Source organism: Mesorhizobium sp. B1-1-1 (genome assembly GCF_006442955.1).
Lineage (GTDB): Bacteria > Pseudomonadota > Alphaproteobacteria > Rhizobiales > Rhizobiaceae > Mesorhizobium.
Genome location: NZ_VFWW01000001.1, coordinates 73,115 through 95,588, shown reverse-complemented (window position 1 = coordinate 95,588; position 22,474 = coordinate 73,115). Strand labels below are relative to the sequence as shown.

Here is a 22,474-nt window from a genome sequence, read left to right as displayed (position 1 = left end):
TGAAAAAACCCAGGGATTCCCGGAAAAACGCAGCAATACCAATTGTTTGCTGCAAAAACACGCACCACCAAAACGGTTGTTTCGTTCGATTCTGACTGGAGGTCAGAAAATGAACATCAAGAGCCTTCTTCTCGGCTCCGCTGCGGCCCTGATCGCAGTTTCCGGTGCGCGCGCCGCCGACGCCGTCGTCGTCGCCGAGCCGGAGCCCGCTGAATACGTCAAGATTTGCGACGTCTACGGCGCTGGCTACTTCTACATCCCCGGCACCGAGACCTGCCTGCGCGTCGGCGGCTATGTCCGTTACGACATCGGCGTGGGCGACACCGGCTCGTTCGACGGTGCGAAGGCTGCCGATCACCAGGATGGCGACGACCACAACACCTACTACAAGAACACGCGCTTCACGCTGAAGACCTGGACCGGCCAGGAAACCGAACTCGGCACGTTGAAGACCTACACCGAGACCCGCTTCAACTTCGGCGACGACAATGCCTTCGACGAGCCGATCAACGCCGCCCACAACCGGGACGTCTCGCTGAACTTCGCCTGGATCCAGCTCGGTGGTCTCCGGGTTGGTAAGGACGAATCGGCCTTCGATACGTTCGTCGGCTACGCCGGCAACGTCATCCAGGATACGCTGGTTCCTTACGGCGATTTCGACACCAACGTCGTCCAGTACTACTTCGACGCGGGCAATGGCTTCTCGGCCGTGGTCTCGCTCGAAGAAGGCACCGGTACCGACACGATCGACAGCTATGTTCCGCATGTCGTCGGCGGCGTGAAGTATACGCAGGGTTGGGGCGCCATCACCGGCGTCGTCGCTTATGACAGCAATTACGAGGAAGTCGCCGGCAAGGTTCGCTTGGACGTCAATGTCAGCGACGCACTGTCGCTGTTCATCATGGGCGGCTACGGCACCGATGACAACCTCAACGACGACGCCGGCAATTTTGTCGAAGCCCATGGTCGCGGCTTCTACAAGGCGTGGGGCGGCAACTGGGCAGTCTGGGGCGGCGGCACCTACAAGTTCAACGAGAAGACCTCGTTCAACCTTCAGGTGTCTGCTGACGACTGGAAGAACGTCGGCGTTGCGGCGAACGTTGCTTATGACGTCGTTCCCGGCTTCACCGTCACGGCCGAAGTCGACTACCTCCATGCCGGCCGGTTTGACGATGCTGGCTTCGTCAACCCATCGTTTACGCCTGCCGATAAGAAGAACAGCGTCGGCGGCATGCTCCGCTTCCAGCGCTCGTTCTAACAGCTATCGCTTCGAATATAGAAACCCGGCGGGCAACCGCCGGGTTTTTTCATTGGGAGTTTCGACTGCGCGATTCCGCAGCGGACGATGATTGCTCTGGGATGCATCAGGTGTTTGGATCAGGCGGGCGGCAACGATTGCTCATTGCGCGCAACTTGCACCCGCCTACTGACCGCGCTAGCAAGAAGCCCCTTCCCTCACGCGAGCTTTTGCCATGCGTCTGCGCCCTCCCCTTATGCCGCTCGTTGCAGCGCTTCCGTCGACCGTGCCGTTTGTCGGCCCCGAAGCGCAGGAGCGCGAGCGCGGGCGTGCATTCCGCGCCCGCATCGGCGCCAATGAGAGCAGCTTCGGACCCTCGCCGCGCGTCATCGCCCGGATGGCCGAGATCGCGCGCGACATGTGGATGTATTGCGATCCGGACAATCACGACCTGAAGGTGGCCGCGGCAGCGCATCATAATCTCAAGGTCGAGAACGTCGTGGTCGGCGAAGGCATCGATGGCCTGCTTGGTCTGGTGGCGCGCATGTATGTTGCGCCTGGCGATGCGGTGGTCACCTCGCTCGGCGCCTATCCCACCTTCAACTTCCACATTGCCGGTGTCGGCGGAAGGCTTGTCACCGTGCCCTATGCGAACGACCACGAGGATTTGGAAGGGCTGCTGGCTGCGGCCGCCAGGGAGAAAGCGCCGCTGGTCTATCTGTCCAATCCGGACAACCCCATGGGGAGCTGGTGGGAAGCGGCCGAGCTGACGCGCTTCATCGAAGCGCTGCCGGAAACCACCATGCTCGTGCTCGATGAAGCCTATGGAGAATTGGGGCCGGCCTCCGCACTGCCGCCCATCGACGTCTCGCGGCCGAACGTCATCCGCATGCGCACCTTTTCGAAAGCTTACGGGCTTGCCGGCATACGCTGCGGCTATGCGGTCGCCGAGGCCCAGGTGATCAGCGATTTCGAGAAGATCCGCAACCACTACGGCGTCAGCCGCATGGCGCAGGTGGCGGGCGTCGAGGCGCTCGCCGACCAGGATTATCTGGATTCAGTGGTGGCGCGGGTGGCGGCAGGGCGCCGGCGCATCGCGCAGATAGCCGAACAGAACGGGCTGACGCCCCTGCCGTCGGCGACCAATTTCGTCACCATCGATTGCTGCCGCGACGGCGCTTTCGCGCTGAAGATCCTGCAAGGCCTGTTGTCGCGCGACGTCTTCATCCGCAAGCCGATGGCGCCGGGGCTCGATCGTTGCATCCGCGTCAGCGTCGGACTGGACCACGAGCTTGACATTTTTGCCGAGGAACTGCCCGGCGCACTGGCCGCCGCCCGTGGAAACTAAACGAGCGTTGCCATCGCGGCGACACTTGCCGGCCGGTTAGAGATCGAGCTCCCAGTTCTGGCCGGTGAGTTCCTTGCCGAAACTGTGATGGCGCTCCTGTGAAACCAGTCTGAACCCGGCGCGCTCATAAATCGCGCGGGCGGCGACCAGAATGTCATTCGTCCACAGAACGAGCTTGATGTAGCCGCAGGCGCGCGCCTGGTTCACGCATTCCGCAACCAGGCGCTTGCCGATGCCCAACCCGCGCGCCGCAGCCTCGACATGCAGCAGCCGCAGTTTCGCGACCTCGTCGTCCTGGTGAACCAGAAACACCGCGCCAAGCGGGAGGCCGGCGCGTTCGGCGATCCAGCAGAAATCGCGCCCTGGCTTGAAATTGCGGATGAAGTCGGCTCCGATTTCGGCAACCAAGGCTTCGAACTCGATGCTCCAGCCATATTCCTCGGCATAGAGCTGGGCCTGACGCTGAACCACCCAGCCAATGTCGCCGACGCGATGCGGACGCAACGTCACGACGGGGGGCGCCGCCTGGCCTTCAGCCGCCGGATCGCCCAGCAGCTCCGCTGCCTTGCGCAAGGCGTCGCCGAGTTCGGCCAAGCGGTGGTCGGGCAGGTTCTCGATAAGCCGGGAAGTGTCGCGGTCCGCCGCGGCCTGCAGACCGGCAAGGGCGTCCCGCCCCCTTGCCGTCAGCGACAGGATACGCCTTCGCCGGTCGACCGGATCGGTCCGGGTCTCGGTCAGGCCTTCGCCGGCGAATTTTCGCAGGATCCGCGTCAGATAGGCCGCGTCGAGACGCAGTTGCCTGGCGATGTCGGAGGCGGCCGGGCCGACATCGATGTCGAATGTCTCCGAAAGGAAGCCTCGCTCGCCGGCGATTTCCGCCGCCGCCGGGCGATCCCGATGACCAAGCTCGAACAGGACGCGCGCCTCGGTGAGCGTGAACGGGCTCTGCGTCAAGGTCTCGTCGAGAAGGCCGACAGTGCGGGTGTAGAAACGGTTGAAGTGCCTGATATCGGCCACCAAAGCACTGCGTTGGTCCAGCATCTGCGTTCAGCCCTTGGGTGATGATAGCCACAGTGTTAGAAATTTAGTGGACTGAGTCAATTAAATTCGAGTTCGACTCGGGCCCCCTCCATCCTCGTTCGACCGGCCTGTTGCATTCCCCGTCGCCTGCGCCAGATTCCAGCAGACGAGCCTCGGGAGAGACGCAATGGCTGACGATCGCAAGGCAGTGCGTGTGCGGGCCCACGGCAAGGTGCAAGGCGTCGGCTACAGGATCTGGGTCCGAAGCCAGGCCGCCAGCCTTGGGCTTGCGGGCTGGGTGCGCAATGAAGCGGATGGCTCGGTGACCGCTGAGATTGCCGGCACAGGCGAAGCCGTCTCGACCATGATCGGCCGGCTTTGGAAAGGACCGCCGGGAGCGTCCGTTTCCGGGGTTGACGTCGAGGATGCGGTATCCAGCAATCCTGTTACCGGCTTCCGGATCGATGCCTGATGCGGCTTCGGCATACCTCTTGAATTAATTGAACGTTCGTTTTATTAATTCGCAACAAGGGAGGCTCTTTTGGCGCGCACGACAGGATCCGATGGCGGGAAGACCGAGGCGGCAGCCCGCGAGGCGGCGGTCAACCTGATCGCGCGGCTCGGCTATGAGGCGATGTCGATGCGCCAGCTGGCATCCGAAGTAGGCGTGCAGGCAGCCGCGCTTTATCGCTATTTCCCGACCAAGGAGGATTTGCTGTTCACGCTGATGCGCGAGCATATGGAAGAGCTGATCGCAGCCTGGAACGCCGCACGGCCCGCCGATGCCGATCCGGCAAGCCGGCTTTCGGCCTATGTCGAGAACCACATCGCCTTCCACATCGCCCGCCGCCATGCGACGCATGTTTCGAACATGGAGCTGCGCAGCCTGTCGCCCGAAAGACTGACCCAGATACTGCGGATGCGCACGGCCTATGAGAAGGAACTGCGCGCCATTCTGCGTGACGGCGCCGAGGCAGGCGTGTTCGTCGTCGAAGACACCGGCCTCACCGCCATGGCGCTGATCCAGATGATGACCGGTGTCATCGTCTGGTTCCGGCCGGGCGAGCGGCTGTCGATCGCAGAAGTCACAGCGACATATCTTTCGATGACGATGCGGCTCGTCGGCGCGAGGATCGACACGTACAGCGCCGCACGTCCGTTTGGACGCGCAAACGACGCCGTGGGATTTTAGTTTCGCGCATGATCTTTTCCGAAAATCCAAGTCGATTTTCGGGGGTCATGCGGCAGGAGGAACCGGATGTACACGAACACGCTCAGCTTCGGGCATGACGAGGATGTCGAGGCATTGCGCGAGCTGGTGCGGCGCTTCGCCCAGGACAGGATCGCGCCGATCGCGGCGGAAATCGACCGCTCGAACGAATTCCCGGCGCATCTGTGGGCGGAGCTCGGCAATCTCGGCCTCCTCGGCATCACCGCCGATCCGGAGTTCGGCGGCAGCGGCATGGGTTATCTCGCCCACGTGATCGCGGTCGAGGAGATCTCAAGGGCCTCGGCCTCGGTCGGCCTGTCCTACGGCGCCCACTCCAATCTCTGCGTCAACCAGATCAACCGCTGGGCAACGCCGGCGCAGAAGGAGAAATTCCTGCCGCCGCTTTGCTCGGGCGAGCGCGTCGGCGCGCTAGCCATGTCGGAGCCCGGCGCCGGCTCCGACGTCGTCTCGCTCAGGCTGCGCGCCGAAAAGCGCAACGACCGGTACGTGCTCAACGGCACCAAGATGTGGATCACCAACGGCCCGGACGCCGAGACGCTGGTGGTCTATGCCAAGACCGATCCGGAGCGCCATGCCCGCGGTATCACCGCCTTCATCGTCGAAAAGGCCTTTGCCGGATTTTCGGTCGCGCAAAAGCTCGACAAGCTCGGCATGCGCGGCTCCAACACCGGCGAACTGGTTTTCGATAATGTGGAGGTGCCGTTCGACAACGTGCTGCACGAGGAAGGGTGTGGCGTCGAGGTGCTGATGTCTGGTCTCGACTATGAGCGCACGGTGCTGGCCGGTGGCCCGATCGGCCTGATGGCCGCGTGTCTCGACGTCGCGGTGCCCTATGTGCATGAGCGCAAGCAGTTCGGCCAGGCGATCGGGGAATTCCAGTTGGTGCAAGGCAAGCTCGCCGACATGTACACGACGATGAACGCCGCGCGCGCCTATGTCTACGCGGTCGCCGCCGCCTGCGACCGCGGCCAGACCACCCGCAAGGACGCCGCAGGCTGCATTCTGTTTGCCGCCGAAAAAGCAACGCAGATGACGCTTGACGCACTCCAGCTTCTGGGTGGCAACGGATACATCAACGACTATCCGACCGGCCGGCTGCTACGCGACGCCAAGCTCTACGAAATCGGTGCCGGCACCAGCGAAATCCGGCGATGGCTGATCGGCCGCGAGATCATGGCGGAGGGGGTATAGCATGGCCGTCCTCCGGACCCAGATCTCCCCTTCCTCCGATACCTTCCACACCAATGCCGAACGCATGCGGGCGCTGGTCGGCGATATCGCCGAAAAGGCCGCGAGCGTCGAGCGCGGTGGCTCGGAAGAGGCGCGCGAGCGACACGTCGCGCGCGGCAAGCTGCTGCCGCGCGAGCGGCTGGCGCAATTGCTCGACACCGGGTCGCCCTTTCTCGAGATCGGCCAGTTCGCCGCATGGTCGATGTATGGCGAGGACATTCCCTCCGCCGGCATCATCGCCGGTATCGGGCGCGTCGAAGGCACGGAAGTGATGGTCGTCGTCAATGACGCCACGGTGAAGGGCGGCACCTATTACCCGCTGACGGTGAAGAAGCATCTGCGCGCGCAGGAGATCGCGCTGCAGAACAATCTGCCTTGCGTCTACCTGGTCGACAGCGGCGGCGCCAACCTGCCCAACCAGGACGAGGTGTTTCCCGACCGCGAGCATTTCGGGCGCATATTCTACAACCAGGCCAACATGTCCGCCTCAGGCATCCCGCAGATCGCCTGCGTCATGGGTTCGTGCACGGCGGGCGGCGCCTATGTGCCGGCAATGTCGGACGAGACGATCATGGTGCGCAACCAGGCGACCATCTTCCTCGGCGGCCCCCCGCTGGTGAAGGCCGCCACCGGCGAGGATGTCAGCGCCGAGGATCTCGGCGGCGCCGACGTCCACACACGGCTCTCCGGCGTCGCCGACCACTACGCGCTCGACGACGAACATGCGCTGGCCATCTGCCGGCGCATCATCAAGAACCTCAATCGGAACAAGACCGTAAGCCTTGCCGTCCAGAAACCGATTCCGCCGCTTCATCCGGCAGATGAGATCTACGGCATCGTGCCGACGGATCTGCGCCAGCCCTATGACGTGCGCGAGGTGATCGCGCGCCTCGTCGACGGTTCGGAGTTCGATGAGTTCAAGCAGTATTACGGCACCACGCTCGTCACCGGCTTTGCCCATCTTCACGGCATGCCGGTCGGTATCATCGCCAACAATGGCGTGCTGTTTTCCGAAAGCGCGCTGAAGGGCGCGCACTTCATCGAGCTGTGCTGCCAGCGCAAAATCCCGCTGGTGTTCCTACAGAACATCACCGGTTTCATGGTGGGGCGCAAATATGAGGCAGGCGGCATCGCCAAGGACGGCGCCAAGCTGGTGATGGCAGTCGCCACCGCCCGCGTGCCCAAGGTCACCGTGATCATCGGCGGCTCGTTCGGCGCCGGCAACTACGGCATGTGCGGGCGCGCCTATTCGCCCCGCTTCCTGTGGATGTGGCCGAACGCCCGCATTTCGGTGATGGGCGGCGAGCAGGCGGCGACGGTGCTGGCCATGGTCAAGCGCGAGGGTATCGAGCGCAAGGGCGGCGAATGGAGCGCTGAGGAAGAAGCGAAGTTCAGGAAGCCGATCCTGATGAAATACGAGCATGAAGGCCACCCGCTCTATTCCTCCGCAAGGCTATGGGACGACGGCATCATCGATCCGGCCAAGACGCGCGAGGTGCTGGCGCTCAGCCTCTCGGCCGCGCTCAAAGCGGAGATCGAGGAAACGCGCTTCGGCGTGTTCAGGATGTGAAATGGGCGAGGTGCAGGACAGGATCCGCATTAACGTCGGCGACATCACCAAGCTGGATGTCGATGCCATCGTCAACGCGGCCAATTCCTCGCTGCTCGGCGGCGGCGGGGTCGACGGCGCCATTCACCGGGCGGCGGGGCCGGACCTCCTCGCCGAATGCCGCACGCTCAACGGCTGCAAGACCGGCGATGCAAAGTTGACCAAGGGCTATCGGCTGCCGGCCCGCTACGTCATCCATACGGTTGGTCCGGTCTGGCAGGGCGGCGGCAAGGGCGAGGCGGAGTTGCTCGCCTCCTGCTATCGGCGTTCGCTCGAAATCGCCGCCGAGAAGGAATGCCGCTCGGTCGCCTTTCCGGCGATCTCGACGGGCATCTACCGCTATCCGAGGGATGAGGCGGCAGCAATTGCAGTCTGCGCCGTAACCAGCTTCCTGAGCGGAAATACGACGCCGCAGACCGTCATCTTCTGCTGCTTCGACGAACGAATGGCCGAACTATACCGTGAGGCCCTTGCTTCCTCGAGGCAAACGCAGGCTACGGAGGCTCCATGTTCACAAAGATCCTGATCGCCAATCGGGGCGAGATCGCATGCCGGGTGATCCGCACGGCGCGCAAGATGGGGGTGCGCACGGTTGCCGTCTATTCCGATGCCGATGCGAAATCCCTGCATGTCGAGATGGCCGACGAGGCGGTACATATCGGTGCCTCGCCTGTCAGCGACAGCTATCTGCGCGGCGACAAGATCGTCGCGGCCGCCTTGGCGACAGGCTCGCAAGCCGTTCATCCCGGCTATGGCTTCCTGTCGGAAAATCCTGATTTCGTCGACCAGGTGGCGGCCGCGGGGCTCACCTTCATCGGCCCGTCGGCGGCCTCTATCCGCGCCATGGGGCTGAAGGATGCCGCCAAACGGCTGATGGAAAAGGCCGGCGTGCCCGTCGTGCCGGGCTACCATGGCGAGGCACAGGAGATCGTGGTCCTGGCCTCCAAGGCACGCGAAATCGGCTACCCCGTGCTGATCAAGGCGCGGGCCGGCGGCGGTGGCAAGGGCATGCGCCGGGTCGAGCACCCCGACGAGTTTTCCGAAGCGCTGTCGAGCGCACGACGCGAGGCGAAATCCGCTTTTGGCGACGACCGTGTACTGGTGGAAAAATATATCGACAAACCGCGCCACATCGAGGTGCAGGTTTTCGGCGACAATTTCGGCAATGCCGTCCATCTGTTCGAACGCGACTGCTCGGCGCAGCGACGCCATCAGAAGGTTATCGAGGAAGCCCCCGCCCCCGGCATGACGGAGGCGTTGCGCAAGGCGATGACCGAGGCGGCGGTGAAGGCCACCAAGGCGATCAGCTACTGCGGTGCCGGCACCATCGAATTCATCGTCGATGCCTCGCAAGGCCTGACGCCTGACCGCTTCTGGTTCATGGAGATGAACACGAGGTTGCAGGTCGAGCACCCGGTCACCGAGATGGTCACCGGCACTGATCTGGTAGAATGGCAGTTGCGGGTCGCATCCGGCGAGAAGCTGCCGAAAACGCAAGGCGAGATAAAGCTAGCCGGCCACGCCTTCGAGGCGCGCCTCTATGCCGAGGATGCCGCAAGGGAGTTTCTGCCTGCGACCGGCACGCTGCATCATCTGAAATTTCCCGACATGGTTCCCCAAGGGGCCGCCATGCGTGTCGAAACCGGGGTGCGGGCCGGCGACGCCATTTCTCCCTATTATGATCCGATGATCGCCAAGCTGGTGGTGCATGGCGGGGACAGGCCGGCTGCGCTGGAGGCACTCGGCGCGGCGCTTGCGCGAACCGAAGTCGCCGGTTCGATCGTCAATACCGCCTTCCTCGCCGCGCTGGTGACCGATCCGGACTTTTCGGCGGGCGACGTCGATACCGGCCTGATAGGCCGCCACCAGCAGGCGCTGACCGAGATTGCGCCGCCGAGCGGCGAAACGGTCGCGGCCGCGGCCATAGCGGCCTCCGGGGCGGGCGCGCTGCCGGCATCGGATGATCCATGGTCGTCACTTGCCGGCTACACGCATTTCCATGGCATGGCACGACAGATCCGGCTGAAGTTTGGCGAGGACGATATTCTGGCAAGGGTTTCGGTACGACCAGACCGGCGTTCCCAGGTGACGCTCCATGCACCCTATGACAGCGCCAATTCGCATGACCTTCGCGCCGTTCCTCGCCTCGCCCGCTGGCCAGGCCACATCACGATATTCGAAGGCGCGGCCGGCTATACGTTCGCGGTGCCGGACCCGTTGGCCAGAGGCGATGATGCGGCGGCGGCGTCAGGCAGTTTGCGCGCGCCGATGCCGGGACTGGTCAAGCTTGTGCGGGCGACAAAGGGCGATACGGTGATGAAGGGGCAACCGCTGCTTATTCTCGAGGCGATGAAGATGGAGCACACCATCGCCGCGCCGCATGATGGCGTGATCGCCGAGATCGCCACCGAGGGCGCGCAGGTTACCGACGGCACTGTGCTGGTGCGGTTCGAGGATATGCAAGGCTGACAGCCTCGCTGCCGGATGCCAAGCGTCCCTGTCCTGCCGGACAGAGAGAGGCGCCGTAGAATGTCGACCGCCGTTATATGTCCATGGCAAGACACACAGGCAGAAATGAAATGGCCGGGACGAGCCCGGCCATTTCATCGATATAGGCAGCGATTACGGCTGGATCGGCGCATACTTGCCGTCGTGCCACTGGTTGATGTCGTAGCTGGCGTTCTTGAGGTCGCCCTTCTCGTCGAAGGTGACATTGCCGACAACCGTGCTGATTGGCTGCCCGTTCTTCAGCGCCTCGGCGACCTTGGCCGGATCATCGCTGCCGGCACGCTTGATGCCTTCCGCAAAGGCCTGGATCGTGGCGTAGGAGAATAGCGTGAAGCCTTCCGGCACGAAACCGCCGGCTTTGATCTTCTCGACGGCTGCCTTGGCTTCCGGCTTTGCCTGAGGATCCGACGGGAAGACGAACATGGTCCCTTCGCCGGCCGGGCCGGCAACCTGCCAGAATTCCGGCGAGGCTATCGAATCCGGCATGATCAGCTGGAACTTGATGCTCTGTTCCGCCGACTGGCGCAGGATCAGGCCAGCCTCCGGGTGGTAACCGCCGAAATAGACAACGTCGGCCTTGAGGTCCTTGAGCTTGGTGACGAGCGCCGAATAGTCCTTTTCGCCGGCATTGATGCCTTCATAGTCCACTTCCTTCAGGCCGCCGGCATTCATCGTGGCCTTGACCGCATCGGCAACGCCCTGACCGTAGGCACTCTTGTCATGCAGGATGACGACGTTCTTGCCGGCATACTTCTTCGCGATCCAGGGGCCGATGAAGGCACCCTGCGCATCGTCACGCGTATAGAGGCGCATGATCGTCGGCCAGCCGGCCTTCGCTGCGGCGTCGGTCAGCACCGGGTTCGAGGAGGCCGGGCTCATCATCAGGGCACCGGCTTCGGCATAGACGGCGGAAGCCGGAATGCTCGAACCCGAGCAAGCGTGGCCGTCGATGAACTTGACGCCATTGGCGACGATACGGTTGGCGACCGAAACCGCCTGCTTCGGGTCGCACTGGTCATCCTCGATATCGAGCTTGACCTGGCGACCGTCGACACCGCCGGCGGCATTGATCGCGTCGGCGGCAGCCTGCGCGCCCTGCTTGAACTGATCGCCAATGGTGGCGAGCTGTCCGGTCATCGGACCGACCACCGAAAAGGTGATGTCGTCGGCATAGGCGACCGGCGCGCTCATCATCAGGCCGAAGATGGCCGCGTTCAAAATACTTAATTTTTTCATTGCGGTATGACTCCTCCACTCACGCGCGGCCGCCCCGGCCACGCTTCTTCCAGAGAGGCCGGACAATTTCATCCTTCGTGTGGCCTGTCTAGGCGCATTGGCGGCGCTCGATTAGGCCTGCGGAGCATCTCTGGAGCAAAAAGGCAAAAGCCGCGCCGGCCTTGTTCCGGCCGGTCGCGGCTTTGCCTGTCGAGCTGTTTCTCAAGCGCCCCCGCACTCGAACCCAACTCGCCTTCCCTGTCTTCCTGCTGGCCCTGATCTTTCCGAAAACCGGATCATGGCCGCCGCGCCGCTGGCCCTGTCGGGCGTGCCGCGTTCTTGGTTTTGTCGCGTGGCCGTCTTACCGCGGCCTTGTCCTTGCCTGGCGGACCAGAAGGCCGCCCTGCCTTATCTCTAAATTCAGTGCATCGTCATCCATTCGCGGGCTTCGCGCAGCGCCTTGGCGATCTCGACCTTCGACATCGCAGCCGACAGTTCCGAACGCAATTCCGCAGCGCGGGCCGAACCCTTGATCGCGGCGATGTTGAACCATTTGTGGGCGGCGACGACATCGGTCTCGCAATCGCGGCCCGTCGCATACATCATCCCCAGTTCGAAAAGAATGTCGGCCTGGGCAGTTGCCCCCATGGCGCCGAAGCCTGCTTCAAGCATTTCAAAACGTGCCATTTTCAATCCTCTCTTCCGGCCCTGTCTGGCTCCCGAGAGCTGCCTCCGTTTGTCTGCCCGGGCTGCTCTTTCGATGCTTTCGAGAATGCCGCGCAGGCTTGAATCCGTCGTTAAATGGCGTGCTTAATTTGAGGAAAACAAAGCTAAAACAATAGGTAAACGTGGAAATTCGTTAAGGATACAAAGCCAGCGATTCAGCCGGATAGCGCCAAATTTGACGAAAATTTTCGCGAGCGGAATCAACACTCCGCTAACCACGCGAAACAAACGCCGCGCATGCATACATTCATTTCCCTGCCGACATTGCTTCCGTCGGCGCTTCTGAATTGCCAAAGCTTCCGCTGCGGCACCGCTTTTGTTTTGCGGGGAGCTGGATTAGCTTACGTTTGCGTAAGCGGCAGACCGGCGAGGCGGAGCCTCCTGCCGGGTATCCAAGGGAGGAAAGATGTTTCGAAAAGCAAGCCTGGCCCTGGCGGCCACTTTGATCCTGACCGGTGTGGCCTGGGCCGATCCGATCGAGGGAAACTGGAAGACGCAGGCCGGCGATACCGCGGCCATCGGGGGCTCGGGTTCATTTTCCATCACGCTGAAGTCCGGCAAATATGCCGGCAAGACCATCGGTTCGCTCAAGGCGTCCGGCGACAACAAATACGCCGGCAGCATAACCGACCCGGCAAACGACAAGACCTACTCCGGCAAGGCGACACTGTCGGGCACCTCGCTGAAAATGAGCGGCTGCGTGCTCGGCGGGCTGATCTGCAAGAGCCAGACCTGGCACAAGCTCTGATCGACCCCATCCTTGCGACATGAAAACGGGGCCGGCAGGCCCCGTTTTCATTTCATGATCCTGGCATGCTGTGCCGGCGGCCATGCTCCTTATAGCCAGCCCCGCCTCAAAACCCATCAACCAATTTGAACGGCAGATGAACGTCGGCATCAGAGCCGGTTCAGTCGTGCCCGGGCATTCTCCTGCGTGTTGAAGGAGACACGACCAATGCTCGCCCGCCGCTTCACCATCGTCTGCCTGCTGGTGAGCCTGTTTGGAATGTTCTTCGCCATCCTCGTCGCCGAAGCGGGCCGTCCGGCCCGTTCCTGGAACGAGGCCAGTTCCAGAACCTGCCGCCTCGCCTGCCCGGCCACCCTTCGCCCCTGAGACAGAAACCAAAGACCTGACCAAACCAAGACCTCGAAAGAAAAGCAAAGACCATGAACCGCATCGCCGCCAACCTCTTCAAAACCGTTCGGCTTCTGCCGCGGGCGGCGCTCATCCTGGCGTTTCTTGCCGCGCCGGTCCTGGCCGTGCCGATGATGCGTGCCGATGCCGGTTCCACGATCGACGCGCCAGCACTGAAGAAGTCCGGCGTCGGTTTCGTGCTGCTGGTCAGCCTGCAGCGCGGATAAATTGCGCCTTCGATCGGGACACCCCTCCCAACCGCCTTTCCAAATCTCTATATTGAGCCATGGAAAAGCGAATCTACCCCCAAGCCATCGAATCTGTCGTCATGCCCGAGCCTTTTGGCCGGCAAAGCTTTGACACCGCCGAAAAGGCGGTCGCGGCGCTGCAAGCCCTTTATGACCGCAACACCAAGTTCCTGCGCGACTCCTTCGCGGCGCTTGCCGCCGGCGGCGACAGCAGCAAGCGCTACCGCGCCTTCTACCCGGAGATCGGCGTCACAACGAACTCGTTCACCCAGATCGATTCACGCCAAGCCTATGGCCACATGCCGACGCCGGGGCATTTTTCCACCACCATCACCCAGCCGAGCCTGTTCGAAAGCTATCTGGTCGAGCAATTGCGTCTGATCATGCGCAACCACGGGGTCGCGGTCACGGTCTCGGAATCGACAACGCCGATCCCGCTGCATTTCGCCTTTCTCGAAGGCACCCATGTCGACGGAACGGCGGCCGAGCGTATCCAGCGGCCGATCCGAGACCTGTTCGACGTGCCAGATCTCGACGGTACAGATGACCAGATCGCCAACGGCACGTTCGAAGTGGCGTTCGGAGAACCAAGGCCGCTGGCGCCCTTCACCGCGCAGCGGATCGACTATTCGCTCCACCGCCTGTCGCACTATACCGCGACCACGCCGCAGCATTTCCAGAATTTCGTGCTGTTCACCAACTATCAGTTCTATATCGACGAGTTCGTGGCGCGCGCCCGTGACCTGATGGAGAGTGGCGGCGGCGGATATGCCGAATTCATCGAACCGGGCAACGTGGTCACCAAAGCCGGGCAGAGCGCCCCGAGCGAAGGGATGGCGCCACAGCGCCTGCCGCAGATGCCGGCCTACCACTTGAAGAAGCCGAACCATGGCGGCATTACCATGGTCAATATCGGTGTCGGACCCTCCAACGCCAAGACGATCACCGATCATATCGCTGTGCTAAGGCCTCATGCCTGGGTGATGCTCGGCCACTGCGCGGGTCTGCGCAATACGCAGGCGCTGGGCGATTATGTGCTGGCGCATGCCTACGTGCGCGAGGATCACGTGCTGGACGACGACCTGCCAGTCTGGGTGCCGATCCCGCCGCTGGCCGAAATCCAGGTGGCATTGCAGGAAGCGGTGGCCGAAGTCACCGGCCTGTCGGGGTACGATCTCAAGCGCATCATGCGCACCGGCACTGTCGCCACCATTGACAACCGCAACTGGGAACTGCGCGACCAGCGCGGACCGGTGCAGCGGCTTTCGCAGTCGAGGGCGATCGCACTTGACATGGAATCGGCAACGATCGCGGCCAATGGCTTCCGCTTCCGCGTGCCTTACGGCACGCTCTTGTGTGTCTCCGACAAGCCGCTGCATGGCGAACTGAAGCTGCCCGGCATGGCGACCGAATTCTACAAGCGGCAGGTGGCGCAGCACCTCACCATCGGCATCAGGGCGATGGAAAAGCTTTCGGAAATGCCGATGGAGCGGCTGCATTCGCGCAAGCTCAGAAGTTTTTCGGAAACGGCCTTCCAGTAGCCGATCTGCGCGCCGCCAGAGCCATTCGCCGTCTTGCCGGCGATTCGCCATCTTGCCGGCAATTCGCTATCTTGATTGAGCCGCATTTTTGCCGATAACCGGGCGGGGACCATCGCAGGCAACTCATGCAGATCTGATCCGATGAAACGCAGTCGAGACATGGCGGCTTCACTGGTATTCATCGTGATGATGACGCTCTCGGTCGCGCTGGTGGCCGGCTTCTTAGGCGCGTTGCACCCGGCGCTCGATTCCTTTTCGCATTTCCGCATTCACCTCGCCGTGCTGATGGCGCTTTGCGCGCTGCCGCTGCTGGCGACATCGTTTCGCCTGCAAGCGGCCGCGGCCCTGGTTTTTGCCGTGGCCGCTCTTGCCACCGCTTCGACCGCCTTGCCCCGGCCGTGGCCGGTTCAGGCGGTCGCCAAACCCACCGACCAGGTAGTCTACAGCCTGCTGCAGATGAATCTGCGCTACGACAACCCGACGCCGAAAAAAGTGCTGTCACTGATCGGCCGGACCAATCCCGACGTCATCACCCTGGACGAGGTGTCGGCGATGTGGGCGACGGAGCTTGGCTACATCGCCAGCGCCTATCCATACCGGATCCTCTGTCCCTATCCCAACGGCGTATTCGGCGTCGCGCTGCTCTCGCGGCGGCCCTTTCTCGCCGGCACCGCGCCACATTGCGAGCGCCGGGGCGCAATGGCCGTTGCGACCATCGATTTCGGCGGCAGGAGCGCCGACGTCGCCGCCATCCATCTCAGCTGGCCGTGGCCGCGGGAACAGTATTGGCAGATCGGCGAACTCTCGGAGCAGCTTTCATCGCTCGGCCAAACCGCCATCATGGCCGGCGATTGCAACGCGGTGCCATGGAGCGCTGCGGTGCGGCGCGTCGCCGCTCTCGGCGGACTGACGGTCATGCCGTCGGCCGGGTCGACCTGGATTCACCGGAAGCTGCCCGACTTCCTGCGCCGCTATGCAGGCCTCCCGATCGACCAGGCGTTCAGCAAGGGCGGCGTGACCATTCTGTCGTCAACGCGACTGGAAGATACCGGCTCCGACCATCTTCCCGTATTCGTGGAGTTCTCGCTTCGCCCCGACGACAGGCTGCCCCATGACGAGCATGAGAGCGCGCTCGCGGCGAGCGACCTTGAAAACAATCCGCGCGGTTGATGCTTCGGCATTCTCAGGGTTTGGTCAACGCTTCGACAAGGTGCTCGACAGGCCCGCCGCCGCGATGCTCGCGCGCATCGAAAGCGTTCTGCCTGGCTTCGTATTCGACATAGATGGTCTTGATTCGGCGCCGCGCCTCGAGGTGCGTGCCGGTGCAGAACCAGTTGTCCGGGCGCCGCAGTCCGGCAAGCGCGGTCTCGGTGGCCCGCATCATCCGCCTCGCGATACCGCCATGCGTCTGCTCGTGCTTGCGAACGCCGACCATGAAACGGTCCCAACGCTCGCGCAGGACTGCGCTTGCCGACGAGAGCCGCGGGAAAGTGTAGGTCAGGTTGAGCGTCCCGTTGGCCTGCCGCAGATGGCAGGCTCCATCCTCCCGGACAATATCGAGATCCCAATGCACGGCGTAACCGGTTTCGGCGATGGCGCGCGTCATATAGCCGTGCTTGGGTCCCAGCCGGTCCATCGCCTCGACAAGGGCGGCTCCGGTATTTCCAGCGACATCGTAGGTGCGGATGTGAACGGTGAGCTTTGTGCCCGCCGACGCGGCTGATGCGCAAAGCAGCATGAAGACCATGGCGAGCATCGTGGGGCTGGTCAGGCGCATGTCCGCCTCCTTTGTCGGAGCCGAGCAGACCACACTCGGCGGAAGGCTTCAACGGGCTTGATCGAGGCAGGCGGTCGACGGTGACAGACAAGTCCGCCGCTGCTCGCATGTTCTTCGTGACGGCTTGGCCCGGCACGGCTCACATGTTCTGATAGACCGGGCCTTCGCCACCTTGCGGCGGCACCCAGTCGATATTCTGGTTCGGATCCTTGATGTCGCAGGTCTTGCAGTGGACGCAGTTCTGCGCGTTGATGACGAAGCGCACGTCCTTGGCCGCCGGATCGGCAGCGGCATTGCCGTCCTTGTCGACCCATTCGTAGACGCCTGCAGGGCAGTAGCGCGTCGAAGGTCCGGCAAAGACGTCATGCTCGGAACGCTTCTGCAGCTCCATGTCCGCCACCAGCAGATGCACCGGCTCGTTTTCCTCGTGGTTGGTGTTGGACAGGAACACCGAGGACAAGCGGTCGAAGGTCAGCACGCCATCGGCCTTGGGATAGTTTATTTTCTTGTGCTTCGCGGCGGGCTCTAGCGTGGCGTAGTCGGCCTTGCCATGCTTCAGCGTGCCGAAGGGCGAGAAGCCGAACAAAGTGTTCAGCCACATGTCCAGGCCGCCGATGGCGACGCCGGCGATGGTGCCGAAGCGCGACCACAGCGGCTTGACGTTGCGCACCTTCTTCAGATCCTTGCCGATGTCTGTCGCCCGCCACGCGGCTTCGTAAGCGGAGAGCTCGTCATTGGCGCGGCCGGCGGCGATTGCCTCGGCGACATGCTCGGCCGCCAGCATTCCCGACAACACGGCATTGTGCGAGCCCTTGATGCGCGGGACGTTTACGAGCCCGGCGGCGCAGCCCATCAACGCGCCACCCGGGAAGCACAGTTTCGGCACCGACTGCCAGCCGCCTTCGGTAATCGCGCGCGCGCCATAGCCCAACCGCCTGGCGCCCTCGAAAGTACCGCTGATCGCCGGGTGGGTCTTGAAGCGCTGGAACTCCTCGAACGGCGACAGCCAGGGGTTCTTGTAATTGAGGTGGACGACGAAGCCCACCGCCACCTGATTGTCGTCCAGATGATAGAGGAAAGAGCCGCCGCCGGTCTTGAGATCGAGCGGCCAGCCGAAGGAGTGCTGGACGAGACCCGGCCTGTGCTTCTCCGGCTTGACCTGCCACAGTTCCTTGAGGCCGATGCCGTATTTGCCCGGCTCGCGGCCCTCGGAAAGCCTGAACCTGGCGATCAACTGCTTGGCGAGCGAGCCGCGCGCGCCCTCTCCGATCAGCACATATTTGCCCATCAGCGCCATGCCCGGCGCGAAACCCGGGCCGTGTGTGCCATCCTTTTCGACGCCCATGTCGCCGGTGACAACACCGGTGACGGCGCCTTCCTCGTTATAGAGCAGGCCGGCCGCGGCGAACCCCGGATAGATTTCCACGCCGAGCGCCTCGGCCTTGGCGGCCAGCCAGCGGCAGACATTGCCAAGCGAGACGATGTAGTTGCCGTGATTGTTCATCAGAGGCGGCATCATCATGTTGGGCAGGCGGAAAGAGCCGGCGGGGCCAAGCACCAGGAAATGGTCCGCCGTGACCGGCGTTTTGAATGGATGGTCTTGTTCGTCGCGCCAGCCCGGCAGCAACCGGTCGATGCCGATTGGATCGACGACGGCTCCTGACAAGATGTGGGCGCCAACCTCACCGCCCTTTTCCAGCACGACCACGGAAAGCTCGGGATTGACTTGCTTCAGGCGGATGGCGGCGGCGAGGCCGGCCGGGCCCGCACCGACGATCACCACGTCGAATTCCATGCTTTCGCGTTCGATATCGCTCATCAACCCCTCCGCACTGGCTTGTCGCTATTGCGCGTATCTTGCTGGCTCATGCGCTGCATAGCGCATCAAGTCGCGACAGGAAACCGGCGCGTCTGTGACAACGCGGATTTGGCCAAAAAGTCGCGCATCGTGCCGAAGGACACCCGTTTTGCGCCGGCCTGCCCGCAACGCGTACGTTTTTAATTGTTCGACGGCTTGCTTATCGGCCATACTTCGCACCATGCGCATTCCTGGGCCAGCCGGCTTCTCATCAACGCGCTTCCCATCGACGCCCGGCAGGGCCTGCCGGGCGTTCCTTTCGGCCCTCCCCCTGCTGGCGCCGGTCCATGCCTTTGCAGACGAGGTGAAGGTCTGGGCCACCGGTGCCTACTCCTTCTCCGACGAGCTTGGCGGGTTCGAAATCACCGGCGCTTCCGGCACCGGCACCAAGGACGATCCGCTCGTCATCACCGAAGAGCTGAATTCAGCGACGCCGGTGACGTTGACCATCCGTGCAACCAAGCCGATCCAGGCGTTCGGCAAGGCGGGCGAGTTCGCCAACGGCATCATGTATTTGCGCTTGGACGTGCTCAACAACAGCGGCCAGGCCTGGATCGAATTCCAGTTCGAGCTTCAGGAGGTCCTGAATCAGCCGAGCGTCTTCGGCGACGGGCTTTCGTTCGACCAGCGCAACAAGACGCCTGACAATATCTGGTCGAGCAATTTTGCCGATTTCGACCGCGATTTTGAACCGTATGACCGTCTGCTGTTCAAGAACGGCAAGGTCGACCCGCTAAAGACCGCCAGGTTCGAATTCCTGATCACCGACTATACGCCGCGCTGGACCTTTTATCTGGTGCAGGACCCGCGCATACCGACGGGTTAGGTTGCGGTGAGCGTATGACGCTGCCACAGACAGGCCGTCATTGCCCGGTTGTGCCAATGTCCCCAATCACCAACTTGCAATATGCGACCAGTCGAACGATGGTGGCGCCATGACTGCCGCTTCCCCAAACAGCCGACCTGATATCGCCGAGCTGCTCGCCTTCTATGCCAGCGCGGGCGTCGACGAGGCGTTGGAGGACGCGCCGGTGAACCGCTTCGCGGAAGCCGCGCCCAAGCCGGCGGAGCGGATGCCGGCTGCCGCGCCGAGCGATAGCAGAGCACCGGAGCGGCCCGCCCAACCGCGTCTCGATGCGAGCGCCGTGCCTAACGCTCCGCCGGCGCGCCCGCCCATTTCGGCGGTATCCGACGAGGCGCAGGCGGCGCTGGCGCGTGAATTGGCCTCGGCTGCCTCGACGCTGGACGAGCTTCGCCAGCACATGTCGACTTTTGACGGCTGCAACCTGAAGTTCACCGCCAAGAACCTGGTCTTTGCCGACGGCAACCCGGATGCATCGGTGATGCTGGTCGGCGAGGCGCCCGGCCGTGACGAGGATATAGAAGGCCTGCCCTTCGTCGGCCGCTCCGGCCGGCTGCTAGACCGCATGTTGGCCGCGATCGGGCTAGACCGGACATCCGTCTACATCGCCAATGTCATCCCCTGGCGGCCGCCGGGAAACCGCACGCCGACGCCGCACGAAACCGAGATCTGCCGGCCGTTCATCGAAAGGCAGATCGAACTGGTCAAGCCGAAGGTGCTGGTCAATCTCGGCGGGCCCTCGGCCAAAACCCTTCTGAATACGAGCGAAGGCATCTTGCGGCTGCGCGGCAACTGGCGCGCCCACACGACAGCGTCCGGCGTCGTTATTCCGGCGATGCCGACGCTGCACCCGGCCTATCTACTGAGGACGCCGGCGCACAAGAAGCTGGCTTGGCGGGATTTTCTCGAGGTGAAGGCGAAGCTAAGAGCGCTCACCTCTCCATGACCTCGCGGGTAATTGAAATGCGCCTGCCGTCGCCCTAACCATGCCCTCATGATATCTCCTCAAACCTCCGCCGGCAGCCTCATCCGTGAATGGCGCACGCGACGCCGGATGAGCCAGCTCGACCTCGCCACGGAAGCCGATATCTCGCAGCGGCATCTGAGCTTCGTCGAGAGCGGGCGGGCCGCGCCGTCGCGCGACATGGTGCTACACCTGGCCGAGCAGCTTTCGATCCCGCTTCGCCAGCGCAACCAGCTCTTGCTGGCGGCGGGCTTTGCGCCGAGCTTCAGCGAAAGGCCGCTGACCGACATTTCGCTGGCACCGGCCATGGCGGCGGTCGAGACGGTGCTTCGAGGGCACGAGCCGTTCCCGGCGCTCGCGGTGGACCGGCACTGGAACCTCGTTTCGGCAAACACTGCCATTGGGCCGTTCCTGGCCGACGTTTCCGAGCCCTCGCTGCTCAAGCCGCCAGTCAACGTGCTGCGGCTCAGCCTGCACCCTGGAGGTGTCGCGCCGCGCATCGTCAATCTCGCGGAGTGGCGGGCGCACCTGCTGGAACGCCTGAAGCACCAGAACGACGCGTCAGGCGATCCGGTGCTGATCGAACTGGAGCGTGAGTTGCGCGGTTATCCCTCCGGCCTGAAGAGTGGGCGGCCGGCGCGGGTCGAGCCGAGCGGCATCGTGCATCCGCTGCGGCTTGCCCATGGGGATCAGGTGCTGTCGTTCATCAGCACCATCACCGTGTTCGGCACGCCGCTGGACGTGACGCTGTCGGAGCTGGCGATCGAGTCCTTCTTTCCGGCCGACGAGCAGACGCGGACGGCGCTGGTAAGATTGGCGAAAGAGCGGGCCTAACGGTGCTGATCACCCCTGCGGCGGGGCGGCCTTGCGCGTGCGGGTGCGTTCCAGGCCGAGTTGACGTTCGCGCCAGATGATGAAGATGCCGGCGGCAACGACGATCAGACCGCCGGTCAGCGTGTTCAGCGTGGCGACATCGCCGAAGACGAGATAGCCGACCAAGACGCCGAGGATCATCGAGGTGTATTCGAACGGCGCCACCACCGATGCCTCGGCATGGCGGTAAGCCGAGGTCATCAGGATCTGGCCAAGGCCGCCGCAGAAGCCGGCGGCGACAAGAAGGACCGCCTGCCCCGGCGTCAGCGCCTGCCACCCAAACGGCAGCGACAGCAGCGCCATGACGCTCGCGGTGACCGAAAACCAAAGCACGATCGTGGCGGTGCGCTCGCTTTGCACGAGATTGCGCACGAGCAGCATGGCGACGGCCGAAATCGCCGCCGCTATCAATGCCGCGATGACGCCGAGCACCTCCTGGTCATCGAGCGCCTCGCCGGAACTCAGGAGCGTCAGCTCCGGCCAGGAGATGATCAGCACACCGACGAGGCCGACGGCGACCGCGCTCCAGCGATAGACACGAATGGCTTCGCCGAGGAAAATCGAGCTGAACACCACCACCAACAGTGGCTGGGCGTAATTCAGCGTGATTGCTTCTGGCAGCGGCAACCGCGTCAGCGCGAAGAAGCCGAGCCCCATGGCGCAGACGCCGACGACGCCGCGCGCGATGTGGTTGAACGGACGGCTTGTACTGAAAGCCGTGCCGAGATTTCCCTTGAAAGCCAGAAAGGCAATGATCGGAAAGATAGCGAAGAAGGAGCGGAAGAAGACGATCTGTCCCGCCGGCACAGTGCCCGCCGCCTTGATGCAGGTCGACATGCCGACGAAGACCGCCACCGAGACGATCTTCAGCATAATGCCGGTGAGCGTGTTGTGCCCTACGGTATTGTCACTGTTGTCGCGGCCTGCTGTCACGCTCCCGCCGCTTCCCGCGTGGTTGCCCAGGTGCGCGCCGGCGTTGCCGGTCTCTCGATATGCCTGACGTCGTAGACGGCGGCCATGACTGCCTCGCGATGCTGGAAAGGAAGGTCTGAATAGACCTTGTCGCAGTTTTGTCGAGCCGCCGGTTCGTGT

General features: G+C 63.1%; 22 protein-coding genes. 16 read left to right on the top strand and 6 right to left on the bottom strand.

The features are described from left to right. Positions 1-109 precede the first annotated feature (109 nt). Both FJ986_RS00440 and FJ986_RS00435 read left to right on the top strand, forming a co-directional pair. The gene (locus FJ986_RS00440) at positions 110-1,258 is read left to right on the top strand and encodes a porin (RefSeq protein WP_140520696.1); all 1,149 of its coding nucleotides are present in this window, start codon (positions 110-112) and stop codon (positions 1,256-1,258) included. Positions 1,259-1,472: 214 nt separating this feature from the next. Continuing rightward, positions 1,473-2,585: a pyridoxal phosphate-dependent aminotransferase gene (locus FJ986_RS00435; RefSeq protein WP_140520697.1), complete on the top strand. Its 1,113-nt coding sequence runs from the start codon at positions 1,473-1,475 to the stop codon at positions 2,583-2,585. A 36-nt stretch (positions 2,586-2,621) separates the two neighbouring features. On the opposite strand, the gene FJ986_RS00430 is transcribed toward FJ986_RS00435, so the two are convergent. Beyond that, positions 2,622-3,626, bottom strand: coding sequence for a bifunctional helix-turn-helix transcriptional regulator/GNAT family N-acetyltransferase (locus tag FJ986_RS00430; RefSeq protein ID WP_140520698.1), 1,005 nt, complete (start codon positions 3,624-3,626; stop codon positions 2,622-2,624). 166 nt (positions 3,627-3,792) lie between these two features. Between FJ986_RS00430 and FJ986_RS00425 the strand changes: the two genes are divergently transcribed. The 6 genes from FJ986_RS00425 to FJ986_RS00400 all read left to right on the top strand — a co-directional run bounded on the left by FJ986_RS00425 (position 3,793) and on the right by FJ986_RS00400 (position 10,144). Then, positions 3,793-4,077, top strand: a complete 285-nt coding sequence (locus FJ986_RS00425; protein WP_140494632.1) for an acylphosphatase — start codon at positions 3,793-3,795, stop codon at positions 4,075-4,077. Positions 4,078-4,146: 69 nt separating this feature from the next. After that, complete coding sequence (locus tag FJ986_RS00420; RefSeq protein WP_140555816.1) at positions 4,147-4,797, top strand: TetR/AcrR family transcriptional regulator; 651 nt, start codon at positions 4,147-4,149, stop codon at positions 4,795-4,797. Positions 4,798-4,863: 66 nt separating this feature from the next. Then, positions 4,864-6,027 carry an isovaleryl-CoA dehydrogenase gene (locus FJ986_RS00415; RefSeq protein WP_140555818.1) on the top strand — a complete coding sequence of 388 codons (1,164 nt, stop codon included), beginning with the start codon at positions 4,864-4,866 and terminating at the stop codon, positions 6,025-6,027. 1 nt (position 6,028) lies between these two features. Beyond that, complete coding sequence (locus tag FJ986_RS00410) at positions 6,029-7,636, top strand: carboxyl transferase domain-containing protein (RefSeq protein ID WP_140673117.1); 1,608 nt, start codon at positions 6,029-6,031, stop codon at positions 7,634-7,636. Between the two features lies 1 nt (position 7,637). Next, on the top strand, positions 7,638-8,201 hold the full coding sequence (locus tag FJ986_RS00405; protein WP_140673115.1) for an O-acetyl-ADP-ribose deacetylase: 564 nt from the start codon (positions 7,638-7,640) through the stop codon (positions 8,199-8,201). Then, on the top strand, positions 8,183-10,144 hold the full coding sequence (locus FJ986_RS00400) for an acetyl/propionyl/methylcrotonyl-CoA carboxylase subunit alpha (RefSeq protein ID WP_140673113.1): 1,962 nt from the start codon (positions 8,183-8,185) through the stop codon (positions 10,142-10,144). Before FJ986_RS00405 ends, FJ986_RS00400 begins: the two co-directional genes overlap by 19 nt. Before the next feature lie 153 nt (positions 10,145-10,297). Here the strand turns inward: FJ986_RS00400 and FJ986_RS00395 are convergent, their stop codons facing one another. Both FJ986_RS00395 and FJ986_RS00390 read right to left on the bottom strand, forming a co-directional pair. Then, the gene (locus FJ986_RS00395; RefSeq protein ID WP_140673111.1) at positions 10,298-11,419 is read right to left on the bottom strand and encodes a branched-chain amino acid ABC transporter substrate-binding protein; all 1,122 of its coding nucleotides are present in this window, start codon (positions 11,417-11,419) and stop codon (positions 10,298-10,300) included. 399 nt (positions 11,420-11,818) lie between these two features. Next, complete coding sequence (locus tag FJ986_RS00390) at positions 11,819-12,085, bottom strand: sel1 repeat family protein (RefSeq protein ID WP_010915070.1); 267 nt, start codon at positions 12,083-12,085, stop codon at positions 11,819-11,821. Between the two features lie 445 nt (positions 12,086-12,530). Between FJ986_RS00390 and FJ986_RS00385 the strand changes: the two genes are divergently transcribed. The 5 genes from FJ986_RS00385 (at position 12,531) to FJ986_RS00370 (ending at position 16,218) form a co-directional block, all read left to right on the top strand. Continuing rightward, positions 12,531-12,872, top strand: coding sequence for a DUF2147 domain-containing protein (locus FJ986_RS00385; protein WP_140555823.1), 342 nt, complete (start codon positions 12,531-12,533; stop codon positions 12,870-12,872). Positions 12,873-13,079: 207 nt separating this feature from the next. Continuing rightward, positions 13,080-13,238 (top strand): hypothetical protein, encoded by a 159-nt coding sequence (locus tag FJ986_RS30335; protein ID WP_181167195.1) that lies wholly within the window; start codon positions 13,080-13,082, stop codon positions 13,236-13,238. 53 nt (positions 13,239-13,291) lie between these two features. Continuing rightward, positions 13,292-13,486 (top strand): hypothetical protein, encoded by a 195-nt coding sequence (locus FJ986_RS00380; protein WP_140494649.1) that lies wholly within the window; start codon positions 13,292-13,294, stop codon positions 13,484-13,486. A gap of 101 nt (positions 13,487-13,587) precedes the next feature. Continuing rightward, positions 13,588-15,048, top strand: coding sequence for an AMP nucleosidase (locus FJ986_RS00375; protein ID WP_246671782.1), 1,461 nt, complete (start codon positions 13,588-13,590; stop codon positions 15,046-15,048). Positions 15,049-15,207: 159 nt separating this feature from the next. Then, a complete protein-coding gene (locus FJ986_RS00370; protein WP_246681748.1) occupies positions 15,208-16,218 on the top strand; it encodes an endonuclease/exonuclease/phosphatase family protein in 1,011 nt (336 codons plus the stop codon). 13 nt (positions 16,219-16,231) lie between these two features. On the opposite strand, the gene FJ986_RS00365 is transcribed toward FJ986_RS00370, so the two are convergent. Then, the gene (locus tag FJ986_RS00365) at positions 16,232-16,825 is read right to left on the bottom strand and encodes a DUF922 domain-containing protein (protein ID WP_140673107.1); all 594 of its coding nucleotides are present in this window, start codon (positions 16,823-16,825) and stop codon (positions 16,232-16,234) included. A gap of 139 nt (positions 16,826-16,964) precedes the next feature. After that, positions 16,965-18,644, bottom strand: a complete 1,680-nt coding sequence (locus FJ986_RS00360) for an electron transfer flavoprotein-ubiquinone oxidoreductase (RefSeq protein ID WP_140517983.1) — start codon at positions 18,642-18,644, stop codon at positions 16,965-16,967. Positions 18,645-18,864: 220 nt separating this feature from the next. Here FJ986_RS00360 and FJ986_RS00355 point away from each other — a divergent pair, with 220 nt between their 5' ends. From FJ986_RS00355 to FJ986_RS00345, 3 genes are all read left to right on the top strand, one after another. Beyond that, positions 18,865-19,509 (top strand): hypothetical protein, encoded by a 645-nt coding sequence (locus tag FJ986_RS00355; RefSeq protein WP_140517982.1) that lies wholly within the window; start codon positions 18,865-18,867, stop codon positions 19,507-19,509. A 109-nt stretch (positions 19,510-19,618) separates the two neighbouring features. Continuing rightward, positions 19,619-20,491 carry a uracil-DNA glycosylase gene (locus tag FJ986_RS00350; protein ID WP_140673105.1) on the top strand — a complete coding sequence of 291 codons (873 nt, stop codon included), beginning with the start codon at positions 19,619-19,621 and terminating at the stop codon, positions 20,489-20,491. 48 nt (positions 20,492-20,539) lie between these two features. Then, positions 20,540-21,343: a helix-turn-helix transcriptional regulator gene (locus FJ986_RS00345; RefSeq protein WP_140517980.1), complete on the top strand. Its 804-nt coding sequence runs from the start codon at positions 20,540-20,542 to the stop codon at positions 21,341-21,343. Between the two features lie 9 nt (positions 21,344-21,352). On the opposite strand, the gene FJ986_RS00340 is transcribed toward FJ986_RS00345, so the two are convergent. Beyond that, on the bottom strand, positions 21,353-22,255 hold the full coding sequence (locus FJ986_RS00340) for a DMT family transporter (RefSeq protein ID WP_224617863.1): 903 nt from the start codon (positions 22,253-22,255) through the stop codon (positions 21,353-21,355). Between the last annotated feature and the right edge of the window lie 219 nt (positions 22,256-22,474).